14 protein-coding genes are annotated in these 12,593 nt (G+C 70.4%); 6 read left to right on the forward strand and 8 right to left on the reverse strand.

Annotated elements, in window-relative coordinates; genetic code table 11:
• Nucleotides 1–11 precede the first annotated feature (11 nt).
• Nucleotides 12–1,130, forward strand: a complete 1,119-nt coding sequence (locus SH922_RS05520) for a DMT family transporter (protein WP_393055263.1) — start codon at nucleotides 12–14, stop codon at nucleotides 1,128–1,130.
• 1 nt (nucleotide 1,131) lies between these two features.
• Here SH922_RS05520 and SH922_RS05525 read toward each other — a convergent pair whose 3' ends face one another.
• Nucleotides 1,132–2,463 (reverse strand): aminotransferase class I/II-fold pyridoxal phosphate-dependent enzyme, encoded by a 1,332-nt coding sequence (locus SH922_RS05525; protein ID WP_393055265.1) that lies wholly within the window; start codon nucleotides 2,461–2,463, stop codon nucleotides 1,132–1,134.
• Nucleotides 2,464–2,498: 35 nt separating this feature from the next.
• On the opposite strand from SH922_RS05525, the gene SH922_RS05530 reads away from it, so the two are divergent.
• On the forward strand, nucleotides 2,499–3,200 hold the full coding sequence (locus tag SH922_RS05530; protein WP_393055267.1) for a pyridoxamine 5'-phosphate oxidase family protein: 702 nt from the start codon (nucleotides 2,499–2,501) through the stop codon (nucleotides 3,198–3,200).
• Nucleotides 3,201–3,255: 55 nt separating this feature from the next.
• Here the strand turns inward: SH922_RS05530 and SH922_RS05535 are convergent, their stop codons facing one another.
• The 4 genes from SH922_RS05535 to SH922_RS05550 form a co-directional block, all read right to left on the reverse strand.
• On the reverse strand, nucleotides 3,256–4,212 hold the full coding sequence (locus tag SH922_RS05535; protein ID WP_393055269.1) for a DMT family transporter: 957 nt from the start codon (nucleotides 4,210–4,212) through the stop codon (nucleotides 3,256–3,258).
• A gap of 171 nt (nucleotides 4,213–4,383) precedes the next feature.
• Complete coding sequence (locus SH922_RS05540; protein ID WP_393055271.1) at nucleotides 4,384–5,823, reverse strand: NF041680 family putative transposase; 1,440 nt, start codon at nucleotides 5,821–5,823, stop codon at nucleotides 4,384–4,386.
• A gap of 301 nt (nucleotides 5,824–6,124) precedes the next feature.
• Entirely contained in the window at nucleotides 6,125–7,129 is a 1,005-nt protein-coding gene (locus tag SH922_RS05545) for a DMT family transporter (protein WP_393055274.1), read from the reverse strand.
• A 136-nt stretch (nucleotides 7,130–7,265) separates the two neighbouring features.
• The gene (locus tag SH922_RS05550; RefSeq protein ID WP_393055276.1) at nucleotides 7,266–7,700 is read right to left on the reverse strand and encodes a nuclear transport factor 2 family protein; all 435 of its coding nucleotides are present in this window, start codon (nucleotides 7,698–7,700) and stop codon (nucleotides 7,266–7,268) included.
• A gap of 86 nt (nucleotides 7,701–7,786) precedes the next feature.
• Here SH922_RS05550 and SH922_RS05555 point away from each other — a divergent pair, with 86 nt between their 5' ends.
• Nucleotides 7,787–8,362 (forward strand): TetR/AcrR family transcriptional regulator, encoded by a 576-nt coding sequence (locus SH922_RS05555; protein WP_393055278.1) that lies wholly within the window; start codon nucleotides 7,787–7,789, stop codon nucleotides 8,360–8,362.
• A gap of 9 nt (nucleotides 8,363–8,371) precedes the next feature.
• Here the strand turns inward: SH922_RS05555 and SH922_RS05560 are convergent, their stop codons facing one another.
• Nucleotides 8,372–8,905 carry a Clp protease N-terminal domain-containing protein gene (locus SH922_RS05560; RefSeq protein WP_393055280.1) on the reverse strand — a complete coding sequence of 178 codons (534 nt, stop codon included), beginning with the start codon at nucleotides 8,903–8,905 and terminating at the stop codon, nucleotides 8,372–8,374.
• A gap of 244 nt (nucleotides 8,906–9,149) precedes the next feature.
• Here SH922_RS05560 and SH922_RS05565 point away from each other — a divergent pair, with 244 nt between their 5' ends.
• Both SH922_RS05565 and SH922_RS05570 read left to right on the forward strand, forming a co-directional pair.
• The gene (locus tag SH922_RS05565; RefSeq protein WP_393055282.1) at nucleotides 9,150–9,344 is read left to right on the forward strand and encodes a hypothetical protein; all 195 of its coding nucleotides are present in this window, start codon (nucleotides 9,150–9,152) and stop codon (nucleotides 9,342–9,344) included.
• Nucleotides 9,345–9,422: 78 nt separating this feature from the next.
• Complete coding sequence (locus tag SH922_RS05570) at nucleotides 9,423–9,854, forward strand: SRPBCC family protein (RefSeq protein ID WP_393055284.1); 432 nt, start codon at nucleotides 9,423–9,425, stop codon at nucleotides 9,852–9,854.
• Nucleotides 9,855–9,956: 102 nt separating this feature from the next.
• Here SH922_RS05570 and SH922_RS05575 read toward each other — a convergent pair whose 3' ends face one another.
• Nucleotides 9,957–10,583 carry a PadR family transcriptional regulator gene (locus SH922_RS05575; protein ID WP_393055286.1) on the reverse strand — a complete coding sequence of 209 codons (627 nt, stop codon included), beginning with the start codon at nucleotides 10,581–10,583 and terminating at the stop codon, nucleotides 9,957–9,959.
• A gap of 167 nt (nucleotides 10,584–10,750) precedes the next feature.
• Here SH922_RS05575 and SH922_RS05580 point away from each other — a divergent pair, with 167 nt between their 5' ends.
• The gene (locus SH922_RS05580; RefSeq protein ID WP_393055288.1) at nucleotides 10,751–11,572 is read left to right on the forward strand and encodes a PhzF family phenazine biosynthesis protein; all 822 of its coding nucleotides are present in this window, start codon (nucleotides 10,751–10,753) and stop codon (nucleotides 11,570–11,572) included.
• Between the two features lie 65 nt (nucleotides 11,573–11,637).
• Here SH922_RS05580 and SH922_RS05585 read toward each other — a convergent pair whose 3' ends face one another.
• On the reverse strand, nucleotides 11,638–12,417 hold the full coding sequence (locus SH922_RS05585; protein ID WP_393055290.1) for a CPBP family intramembrane glutamic endopeptidase: 780 nt from the start codon (nucleotides 12,415–12,417) through the stop codon (nucleotides 11,638–11,640).
• Nucleotides 12,418–12,593: the final 176 nt, after the last annotated feature.

Below are 12,593 nucleotides of genomic sequence, written 5' to 3' on the forward strand. Positions count from 1 at the left end.
CAAAGTCTCACTTGTGCTACGAGATTGTATTGGCCATCGTTGACCTCATGAGCGCCCCACCCGCACCGAGAAGCCCGGCCGCCGAGACCACCCGCGCGCCGAGCACCGAGCAGACGTCCACGGCCACCGCGCCCCCGGGAATCAAGCGGACCACCCCGGCGTCGCCTCTCGCCGATCCCGCGGTCCTCTCCGGCCGCACGGCACTGGACTGGCGGCTGCGTTTCGCGGCGCTCTCGCTCATCTGGGGCTTCAGCTTCCTCCTGATCAAGGTCGGGACCGATGGCTACGCGCCGTTCCAGGTCACTCTGGGCCGGCTGTTGTCAGGGACAGCGGTCCTGGCCGTGGCCATGGCGGTCAAGCGGGAACGGCTGCCGCGAACCGCCCGCACCTGGGGCCATCTGGCCGTCGCCGCCTTCTTCCTCAACGCCCTGCCGTTCTCCTTGTTCGCCTACGCGGAACTGACCATCCCGTCGACCCTGGCCGGCATCTGCAACGCGACCTCCCCCCTGTGGGGCATGGCACTGTCCCTCGTCGCACTCTCCGAGGACCGCCCGACCCGCCGCCGCGTCGCCGGACTCGGACTCGGCTTCCTCGGCGTACTCACCGTGCTGGGCGCCTGGCAGGGCTTCTCCGGCCTGGACTTCAGCGGTACGGCGATGGCGCTCCTGGCCTCCCTCAGCTATCCGATCGGCTGGATCTACGTCCGCCGGACCCTTGCGGGCACCGGTTCGTCGGCTCTCGCGCTCACCGGCAGCCAGCTCTTCCTCGGTACGGTGCAGCTCGCCCTGGTGACTCCTCTGTTCACCTCGGTACCCGACGGGTTCCCGCTGTGGCCCACCCTGGCCGTCGTCGCTCTGGGGGCCCTGGGAACAGGCCTCGCCGTACTGCTCCAGTACGGCCTGGTAGCCGAGGTCGGCCCGACGACCGCGCAGATGGTCACCTACTTCATCCCCGTGATCGCCACCGCCGCCGGAGTCGCCGTGCTCGGCGAGCAGCTGAGCTGGAACACCCCGGTCGGTGCCCTCGTCGTCCTGGCGGGTGCCGCTCTGACCCAGAGCAGGCCCCGCGCCGCCCAGGCGTCCGCCCCGCCGGAGCCCGTACCTGGACGGCGGACCAGGGAGCTGTCGTAGCTCATCCGTAGCTCAATGGATTCGCGGGCCCCGCCGCTGCCGCCACCGCGTCCGCGAGCGGCCCGATGTCGGCGTCGGTGAGCGGCGACACGGTGAGCCGGATCCCCTGAGGAGCGGTCATCCGGAAGCGGGCTCCGGGCGCCACCGCCCAGCCCGCGTGCAGCAGCCTCGCCACGGCCCCCGTCTCGTCGCTCACCGGAACCCACACGTTCATCCCGCTGCGTCCGTGCGCCTCGACGCCCCGGTCCTTCAGCGCCCGCACGAGTGCGTCCCGCCGGCGCGCGTACGCCAGAGCCACCTCTCGGGAGTCGACCGCGCCCGTCGTCCACAGGTGAACCACCGCCCTTTGCAGCAGCCGGCTGACCCAGCCGGGACCGAGCCGCTGCCGGCCCGAGACCCGGTCGGCGGTGACGGCGTCCCCGGTCAGCACGGCGACACGCAGGTCCGGCCCGTACGCCTTGGCCACGGACCGCACGAACGCCCAGCGGTCCGTGGCGCCGGCCAGGGGGTGCAGCGGCAGGTCGACGATGGCGTGCCCGTGGTCGTCCTCGATCAGCAGCACGCCCCGGTGCCCGGCAAGGACCGCCCGCAGTTCGGCCGCGCGGCCGGCCCCGATCGCGGCTCCGGTCGGATTCTGCGCCCGGTCGGTGATGACGGCCGCACGCGCACCCGCCCTGAGCGCGGCGTCGAGAGCGTCCGGCAGCGGCCCGTCGTCGTCGACGGGAACCGGGACCGGACGCATGCCCAGCGCCGGGACGAGATCCAGCAGACCGCCCCAGCCGGGATCCTCGACCGCGACCGCGTCACCGGGTCTGAGATGGGCGACCAACACCCTTTCGATCGCGTCCAGCGATCCCGAGGTGGCGATCACCGGCCCGGCCGGAACTCCGTCCGCGTCGAACCCTGCGCGGGCCAGCGCGGCGAACTCCGGGTCCACGGGCTCCTGCGCATACATCCCCGGCGCCCGTGCGTACGCCTCGGTGACCGCAGCGAAGGCTTCACCCAGCGCGGGCAGCAGCGCCGGGTCGGGGTTGCCCTCGCCCAGGTCCCGCACACCTGGCGGCGCCTCCACCCGCACCGACCCGCGCGCCGTGCTCGCCGGCCGCGGCCGGACCCTGCTGCCCCGGCGCCCCGCCGTCTCGATCACGCCCCGCTCCCGCAGGGTGCGATAGGCAGCCGCCACCGTATTGGGATTCACCTCCAGCTGACTCGCCAACTCCCGCATGGGAGGCAGCACTTGTCCGGGCGCCAGCTCACCCGAACCGACCGCCTGCTCCACACTCGCGGCAATCTCCGATGCACGCCGCCCACTGATCCGATACTCTCCTAGCACAAAGAACAGTATGCACTAGTGCAATGGAGTACGCAATGCCGGAGAGCGAGCCCCAGCAGACCACGGCCCCGGACCCCGAAGCCGCAACCGCCTACGACCCGACCGGGCGCACGGTTCCGACCCGTTCCCGCGAACGGGCATCGTACGACCGGGAACAGGTCCACTCGATACTCGACGAGGCGTACGTCTGCCACCTCGGCTTCGTACGGGACGGCGCGCCCGTCGTCCTTCCCACGCTCTTCGGCCGGGTCGGCGAGCGGCTCTACGTACACGGCTCGACCGGCTCCCGCCCACTGCGGGCGGCGGGCAGGAGCGACGGGGGGCTGGCCGTGTGTCTGACGGTGACGCATGTCGACGGGCTGGTGCTCGCACGGTCCGCCTTCCACCACTCGCTCAACTACCGTTCCGTGGTCGTCCACGGCGTGGCGCACACGGTGACCGACCCCGAGGAGCGGCGCGTCGCCCTCGACGCGATCGTGGAGCAGGTCGTACCCGGGCGTTCCAAGGACTCGCGGCCCGCCGACGAGAAGGAGCTGGCGGCGACCGCCGTGATCCGGCTGGACCTGCGGGAGGTCTCCGCCAAGATCCGGACCGGTGGCCCGAACGACGACGAACGCGACCTCGCACTGCCCCACTGGGCGGGCGTCGTCCCCCTCGCGCCCGGCTACGCCACACCGGTCCCTGCGGACGACCTCGATCCTTCGATCGTCGTCCCGGAGTACCTCAAGGCGCTCTGAACCGGCCTGAGGTGGCGGGGCCGTGCGAGGGCCACCGCCCCGCCACCTCTTCCGCTCACACGGGGACGGCCGCCTCCCGGCGGGCCTTCGCGGCGCCGCGTGTCTCCGCGGCGGCCAGCCCCACCACGGCCGTGAGCAGCAGCAGCGTCCCGGCAACCGTCGCCGGTGTGAGCTGCTCGTGGAGCACGACGACAGCGATGACCGCCGCACTGACCGGCTCGAGCAGCATGATCACCGACACGGTGGCGGCCCGTACCACCGCCGCGCCCGCGAAGTAGAGCGCGTAGGCGAGCGCGGTCGGGATCGCCGCGACGTACACGAGCAGCGTCACCACCTGCGCCGCGTGCTCCGTATGCGGGACGAGCCCCTCACCGGCCGCCAGAGGCAGCAGAACGGCCGCGGCGATTGCGAACGCCCAGGCGCTGGTGGCGAGCGGGTCCGCGCCGCCGCCGTCACGGCCGAGCCAGCGGGTGAGCAGGGTGATCGCGGCGTAGCCGGCCGCGGAGAGCAGAGCCAGCGCGATTCCGGCAGGCCGCACCGTCCCCGCGTCGCCTCCGAGCACCAGTACGGCAAGTCCGGTCAGCGCTCCGGCCACCGCGGCGAGTCCGCCGAACCCGAGGCGCTCCCCCATCGTCAGCCGGGCTCCGACGGCGATGAGGACCGGGCCCGCGCCGAGCGTCACCACGGTGCCGACCGCGAGGCCGGTGGCCTGGACGGCTGCGAAGTACGCGGTCTGGAACACGGTGAGACCGATACCGGTACCGAGAATGCGCAGCAGCCGCCGGCGCCCGGACTCGGTAACGGCAGCTGCGCGGCCGGGCCGTAGCGCGAGCGCGGCAAGCAGGAGCACGAGGCCGCCCGCACAGCGCCAGAACGACAGGCCGAGGGGGCCGAGATCGCTGGACTCGAAGAGCAGTGAGGCGGCGGCGCCGGCCGTACCCCAGGCCACGCCGGCGATGATCAGATAGCAAAGGCTCCGCCCGACGGGCAGGCCGGAAGCAGGGTTCGACACGTGACTTCTCCAGAGGAAGACAGGAAGGTGGTCGCTCGGCTCCGCACGCGGGCAGCGACGAACCGCTCGGGGACTGCCCGAGCCCGGTCTTCGTCAGGTGTGCCTGCCCGCGCTAGGCGGCAGGCGGCGGAAGTACGGTCAAACGCATGATCCTCACCCTAAGCTTGACGTTTATGCAGCTCTGCTGCTTGCGGCGGCTCCCGTGAGGTTTGGTTGGTCCTGTTTCCCGACGGGGTGCTCGCGCGCGCGGTGCTTGTTCTTCGTCCCGATTGGCCTGCCGGGGCCCGCAGTGGTGGGTTTCGGTGCGCTGGCCGGCTGAGGCGCTTTCCTGTGGAGGCGGCGAAATCCTCGACGGACGCGCGCAGGTGTGAGGCGCCCTTGGCGGGCGGGCCGTTCCCAGGGATTGCGGAGGTCTTCTGCGAGGGGCCGGGCAAGGCGGAGTTGGGTGTGGGCTGCGATGACGAGCCATGTCCAGCGATCGGCGGCGGCTGGCTCGCGGAGTTTAGGAGCGGTCCACCCCAACGTCTGCTTGAGCATCCTGAAGGTGTGCTCAAGGTCGAATCTGCGCAGGAATGCCTGCCAGAGCCGGTCTACATCCCCAGCAGTGGCGGCGGTGGCCGACCACCACAGCCAGACCGGCCTGGGGCTGCGGTCTCCGCGGAGGTGGTCGACCTGAAGACGGATCACGGTGCCTTCGATGACCGGCAAATCTCCTTCGGGGTGGTCGGCCCAGGCCGAACGCCGGACCAGTAGCGGGTGCAGGCGGTCCCAGGCACTGGCAACGGCCTTCCCGTAGTGAGTGGTGTCGGACACCGTGGTGACCGTCGGGACCGGCTGAGTAGCCGCAACCTCGAACGCGAACTCCGCCCCGCGCTTGGGCTTGCGCCCACGTTTGCCCGCCGGCTGCGGTGTGGGCGGGAAGTACAGGACGCGGTCCGAACGCATCCGGCCCAGCAGTTCCACGGGCAGGTCCGCGAGCAGGTAAGCCAGACGGGTCACGTCATAGCCGGCATCGACGACGACCAGGACGGGCGGGTCACTGATCTGCCACTGGCCTGTCACGTACAGCCGCTGAAACACGTCCCGGACCTGGGCGGCGGTGACGGCGATCGCGTCGTCCCACGGACACAACCGGACCACGTCCAGCAGGGCAGTCCACGAGGTTCGCCCCGGTTCCAGAGCGGCCACGAAGGAATAGGGCCACCCGGGGATCATCTGGGCCGAGCCTCTGCCACGACCGTACGTGTGGCAGAACAGCCGATCCGGGCTGGTATTCGCGTCCGGCCTCAGCCAGTTGCTCACGTCGACCGCCAAGACCAGCTGGCCCGAAGCCGTGCGGGGAAGCGGCAGCCCTACCAGCGTTCTGCGCAGCCGTGCCACATCCAGATCCCCGCTGTTCAGCCCGCCGTACAAAGCGCCATGCCCGCGCCGATGCTCGGGCACCAACGACAGCTCGACCAGCGTCCTCACCGGACCATCCGCGCACAGCAGGGCATCACTCAGCTCGAACAGCGCATCGCGTCGGCCGGTCAGACAGGCATAGAGCTCCGTCCGGAAGCATGACAGTTCGGCAAACGCATCCCGCGGGACGCCGTGTTGCAGCAGACTCATAGTTACGGCCTTCGTGTTGATCCCATGTCTCTGTGACGGAGCACAGGATCAGGCGAAGGCCGCTATTACGTCCGGAACTTAGGCAAACCCATCAGCAAGTTCGAGGCCGTGTTCGACGGCAGACCATAAACGCCAAGCTAAGGGCTGTCCCGCAATTCCTGGCGGGCGCGCGACGACAGCTACGGCACCTCGCCGCGTTGTCGGAACGCCCGAATACATCCAGTATTCGGGCGTCCCTCCGCCTTGCGATGCACCGCATCTGACGCCGCGCGCTGATCCACCAGGAATTACGGGACAGCCCCTAGAAGGCGGCGCGACCGGCAGGCAACTCCGCCTCGGTCGCCGTACGCTCCTCGCTCGCCCCTGAGGCAATGGGGCCGGAGGGCGCCTTCGGCGTCGACGACTGCGCGATGAAGGCGCCGGTCAGCACGAGCGCACCGCCGATGAGCTGCGGGGCGGCCAGATGCTCCCCGAGCAGCACCCATGCCAGCACGGTGGCGATGACGGCTTCCAGGCAGGCGACGACGCCCGCCACCGCGGGCGACAGCAGCCGCACCGAAATGACGCCGGTCACGTACGCGATGACGGTGGCGAGCAGCACGATCCAGACGAGGAGCAGCCAGGCGGGCACGCCCGAGCCGTTCATGTCGGTGTCGCCGCCGAGTACGGACCAGTCCATGCCCCACGGCCGCGCCACGACAGTGAGCACGGCGGCCCCGATCAGCAGACCGTAGGCGATGACACCGACCGGATGGGGAGGCTCGGCGCCCTCGGCCGAGTCGGCGCTGCCCTGATCGGAGAGGACGAAGTAGCCGACCTGGCAGCAGGCGGCACCGAGGGCGAGCAGCAGCCCGACAGCGTCGAAGCTCAGCCCGGACCACACCTCGACCACACAGGCCAGACCGCCCACCGCGAGGACGACGCCGACGGCGGCCGCCCTGGTCACCGGCCTGCGCTGAACGAAGCGCACCCAGCCGAGGACGAGCGCCGGCGCCAGGTACTCGACGAGCAGCGCTACGCCCACCGGGATCCGGGAGATGGCGGCGAAGTAGCAGGCCTGGACGCCTGCGACGGCAAGGAGTCCGAATCCCAGCAGCAGTACGGGGCGGCTGCGGACCAGGTCCCGGTGGCGCCAGGCCACGGGCAGCATCACGAGCGCGGCGCCCGCCACCCGGAGCCACACCACATGGAGCGGGTCGAGCCCCGCCTCGATGAGCGGCTTGGCCGCCACTCCGGAACCGCCGAATGCGAAGGCCGAGGCGAGGGCGAGTCCCAGGCCGGCGCTTCTCCCCTGAGACGCGTGCATCGGCACATCATGACAGCTGCCGTCAGGAGCGTCACCCCTGTGACGCCTGACCCGGGTAACACTCCGATGTCATTGGCACCCCTGACATGCACGGCCGGACACCGACCCGCGCGTCCAACCCCGGACCGGACGGCCCCTACGCGCCGGACGCGCCGGCCGCACGGGCGACAGCCAGGGCGTCCATGTAGTCGCGTACCCGCGTGATCAGACCGTCGCTGACGTCGATGATCAGCAGTCCGGGGACGGTGGCGTGGTCGCCTCCCGCCGACCGGACCACCACCACGTGCTCGGCGATGACCGTGCCCGGGTCCTGGGACGCATGGACGACCACATCCCTGATCTCCACCACCTGGAACGAGCTGGCGCCCCAGGCCGCGCGGTACCCGCTCCGCACCGCCTCGCGGCCCGCGAAGCGGGCGGGGAACCGCGGAGCGGAGAACGGAAATTCGTGCACCGCGTCCACGGCGTACAGATCGGCCAGGTCGTCGGCCGACTTGTCCAGCATGGCCCGGTGGTAGCGGTCCAGCACCGCGCGCGGCGTACGGGAGTCGACTCCCGGAGAACCCTCCATGAAGCTCACCTCATTCACTCAACGACTGTTGAGTGAATGACGATAGGAACCGGTACGGCATCGGTCAACAGCTGTAGAGTGAATCCGTGACCACCCGCCCCACCTCCCGAACGGACCGCCGCCGGGCCACCGAGGCACGCATTCTCGACAGCGCCCGCGAGCTGTTCGCCGCCAAGGGGTTCGACCGCACCACCATCCGCGCGGTGGCCGCATCGGCAGGCGTCGACCCGGCCCTGGTGATGCAGTACTTCGGTTCCAAACGCGGACTGTTCACCCAGGCGGTACAGGCACCCCCCGCACCCCGGGCGTCAGGGGACAGCAGGGCACTGCTCGACCATCTACTGGCCACCCTGGGCGTCAAGCTGGGCGGACTGCCCGACGGCACACTGGCGATGCTGCGCTCGATGCTCACCGACCCGGCCGCGGCCGATCACGCCCGCCAGGCGCTCGACCGACAGATCGCCGGCATCGGTGACGCGCTGTCGGCAGACGGGGACAACAGTGAAGCGGACCTGCGCGCCGCGCTGATCGTCACCACGATGGTGGGCGTCACCATCGGCCATCAGCTGCTCGGCCTCGCCCCTCTCCGGGACGCCCCCGCCGACCGCGTCGCCGCCCTGCTCCGCCCGGCCCTTGATGCGCTCGCGCAGCCGTCGGACTGAATCCGGAAGTCACCCCTGGGGAGACGCCTCCACGATCCGGTCCTCGAGCAGCGCCGCGTCGACGCCCGCCCGCCCCAGCACCTCGACGGCCCGGCACTCCCGGTCCGCGGTCAGCGCCGCGAGCAGGTCGACGCCGCCTGCTCTCTCGCGCCCCAGCGACCGCGCACGACGGTACGCACCCACCATCGCGGACGCGGCGGAGGGCGACCAGCCCTCGGCACCCGAGTCCGCCACCACCGGGAGTGCGCCCGAGTCCTCAACCGCCCCCTGCCAGCGGAGCCCGTATCCGATGCTGCGCTGGACGAGGTAGCCGAGCACCCTGGTCAGCTGCGGGCCGCCGTCGAACGCGGTGCGGACCTCGGGGTCCGACTCGATGAGGGAGTGCAGCAGATGAGCCGTGTCGATCTGCCGGTCGCCGTCCCGCAGCGCGCGCCTGCGCGCGCCCGTCACCACGGCGGCCAGCTCCACGGTGAGTCCGGCGTCGAACTCAGCACGATGGTTCGGTGCGGGCTGCTGAGGGATCCGCGGTGTCCTGTTCTGCACCCTTCCACCCCATCAGCCGAAACAGGCCCGAGCGTCCCCGGAGAGTCCCATTGCCGCATCCCACCCGAGTCGGGCACAGAGGAGCGAGGCCTCCTCCTTACGGATGAGATCACGTCATATCGGGAACTAATTCCTGCTACCGGCGCGCGCCGCCTTGCCTTGCACTCCCGGAGCAACCGAAAGCATCCCCGTACACGTCTCACCGACTGGAGCACCGTTGCGGCGGCGGGAGGGGGTGCCGTAAGTGAGCTGGCTCGTCTCGCTGCCGGCGCTCGACGGGTACGACTACGTCTACCGGGTCCACGCCCCGTCCGACGCCCTGCGCGCGGATCTCTTCTGGGCGGCGTTCCACTGCCACGACGACGGACCGCACCCCCGCGCCTGCGACCGGTTCGACGCGGCCCTGATCTGGCGGACCGGACCGGCCCAGCAGATCTGACGCCTCATCAGTATTGAATGTTCTCGCCGCTGCGGCTACGTTCCGCGACACCGTAACCCGTCGAGAAGGGGTGGTCGCATGGCCGAAGTCAGTGCAGAGGCGCGCATCGCAGCACCGGCCGGGAAGGTCTGGGCCCAGCTGACCGACTTCAGCACGTACGGGGAGTGGAACGCCACCCATACAAGCTTCCCCAAGGGGGGTCCGGCCACGCTCGAACTAGCGGGCACCTATGAGGAGAACATGAAGCTCATGGGGTTCCCCGCCGAGGTGACCTGGACGGTGTCGGAGCTGGAGAACGGCCGCCTGCTGACGACCACGGGAAAGGGGCCGATGGGCGTCAACCTGAAGATGAGCTACGTACTGACGCCGGACGGGAACGCCACCACGATCCGCATCGACGGCGAGTTCACCGGCGCAGCGGTCTCCCTGATGGCCGGCAAGCTGAAGGACTCCGCCACCGCGGCACTCATCGAGTCGCTGCGCAAGCTGGACGGACTGATCGTCGCCTGACCACCCGCAGAACGGCGACCACGCACCGGACGCGTCGAAGGGCCTCGCGGTACTGCCGCGAGGCCCTTCGGCATACCCCTGTCCGCTTCTTCCACCGTCGGCTCAGTCCTCGTCGGCGAGGATGAGGTAGAGCTTCTTGCGGGCGTCGTTGACAACCGCCAGCGCCTTCTCACGCTGATCGGCCGACCCGGTCTTCCAGACCTGCCCGAACGCCTCCATCAGGCCGAAGCCGGCCTGCCGGATCTCGTTCACGCTCTCCCAGTCGATGCCTCGGCCGGCTTCCTCCCAGGGCGCGTCGGGCCCCGACTCCGCCTCGGCCCGGCCGGTATCGGTGAGGGTGAACAGCTTCTTGCCGCCCTCACTCTCACTGACGATCAGGCCCTCGTCCTCCAGCAGCTGAAGGGTCGGATACACCGAGCCCGGACTGGGCCGCCAGGCCCCGCCGCTGCGCTCGCCGATCTCCTGGATCATCTCGTACCCGTGCATCGGCCGGTCCTTCAGCAGCGCGAGGATCGACGCACGTACGTCACCGCGGCGCGCCCTTCCCCGGCCGCCACCCCGGCCTCGCCCGCCACCGAAGGGGCCGCCGCCGAAGGGGCCGCCGCCGAACGGCGGACCGAACTGGCCGAAGGCCGCCCGACGCCCCTCGAAGTCGCCCCGCTCGTGCTGACCGGGCCCGCAGGGGCCTCGCCCATGTCCGTGACCGTGCTCATGTCCATGTGAACGCATGACCGTACTCCTTCTCGTAATGATCGTTGCCCTATCGCTGTACTGTCGCGATGCCTCAACGATATATCGGTACCAGTCGCTTGGCAAACCCCTTCGCCGGATTTCCGGGCCGCCGACCCGGAATTGGCCTTGGCCTGCGGCTTTGCCGCACCCCTACCGTCGGACCCATGAGAATTCGAATCGTCGACGCGTTCACCGACCGCCCCTTCGCCGGCAATCCCGCCGGTGTCCTGCTCCTGGGACCGGAGGGCTTCCCCGAAGACAGCCGGCTTCAGGAGATCGCCGCGGAGCTGAACCTCTCCGAGACCGCGTTCGCCCACCCGCTGCCACCGGGCGGTGCCGCGGACTGGGCGCTGCGCTGGTTCACCCCGGCCACCGAGGTCGACATGTGCGGCCATGCCACGCTTGCCACGGCCCACGTCCTGCACACCGCATCGGTCGCGAGCGGAACGGTGCGCTTCGCCGCGCGGTGCGGGGTGCTCACCTCGACCACGGCCCCGGACGGATCGATCTCACTCGACTTCCCCACCGCACCGCTGACGCCCGAAGCCACGCCGCAGGGGCTGGCCGCCGCCCTGGGTGCGGAGCCCGTATCCGTGCACGACACCGGCCCGCACGTCGGCGACCTGCTCGTGGAACTGACCGACGAGGCGACCGTGCGGGCACTCGCCCCGGATTTCGCGGCCCTGGCCGCTCTCTCCCGGCGCGGTGTCGTCGCCACGGCCGCGGCCGACGCGGCCGACGGCGGCTACGACTTCGTCTCCCGCGGCTTCTTCCCCGCCGTGGGCATCGACGAGGACCCGGTGACGGGCAGTGCCCACACCGTGCTCGCGCCGTTCTGGTCCGCCCGGCTCGGCCGCGACGAGCTGACCGGCCTGCAGGCGTCAGCCCGGTCCGGACTGGTCCGCACGTCGCTGCGCGGCGACCGCACACTGCTGACCGGCCGTGCGGTGACGGTCGTGGACGGCGAACTGCTCGTCACTCTTTGACGACGCCGGGAGGGGGTGCGCGGCACGTCCCGCACACCCCCTCCCGGCACGCACCCCTCCCCCGCTCACGGCGTCGGCAGCCAGTCCACCTTCCCGGCGAGCAGCGCGTAGCCGACGAACGCGCCGATGTCGAGCAGGGCGTGCGCGGCGACCAGCGGTCCCACCCGCTGCCAGCGGCGGTACAACAGCACGAAGACGACGCCCATCACCATGTTGCCGACGAAGCCGCCGACACCCTGGTACAGGTGGTACGAGCCGCGCAGGACCGAACTGGCCACCAGCGCGGCCATCGGGGTCCACCCCAACTGCCCCAGCCTGCGCAGCAGATATCCCACGACGATCACTTCCTCCACCACGGAGTTCTGGATCGCAGACAGGATCAGCACCGGGAACTTCCACCACACGTCAGGCAGTGACTCGGGGACGACCGTGAGGTTGAAACCGGCTGCCCGGGCGACCAGGTAGAAGGCCAGACCCGCACTGCCGATACCCGCCGCCACCAACGCCCCGCGCCCGAGGTCGAACCCCGGCCTCGTCCGGTCGAAGCCGATGGCCCGCAGCCCCGCGCCCTCCCTGAGCAGCAGGTGCGCCACGAGGGCGACAGGCACCAGCGCCGTGGTGATCCCGAAGAGCTGCCAGGCGAGATCCAGCCATGGGCGTCCCGGCGCGTAGGAACTGTTGAGGGTGGCCGCCTGATCCTTCAAACCCCCTGGTTTCGTCAGGGATCCGACAAAACTGATCAGGGCAGATACTCCGCTGGCCCCCAGCGAGAGAGCCAGTACCAGCACCGTTTCGGACCGCAAGATCCGTCGTGATACGGCCTCCTGAGGATAAGAATCAGCCACACGCCCCGCCTCCACCTGTACACCTGCCCGCAGTTGTGCATTCACGTCCCATGCCGCTCCCCGTCCCGCTAGGGTCTCGAATGCAGGTACGAAGATCATGCGCGACAGGCCGGGGGACGAGCACCATTGCCGATGGTGTGGTCCCCCTTTTCCTTGTTCATCCTCAAGGAGGGGCA

This window comes from Streptomyces sp. LN549, assembly GCF_043203805.1.
GTDB lineage: Bacteria > Actinomycetota > Actinomycetes > Streptomycetales > Streptomycetaceae > Streptomyces.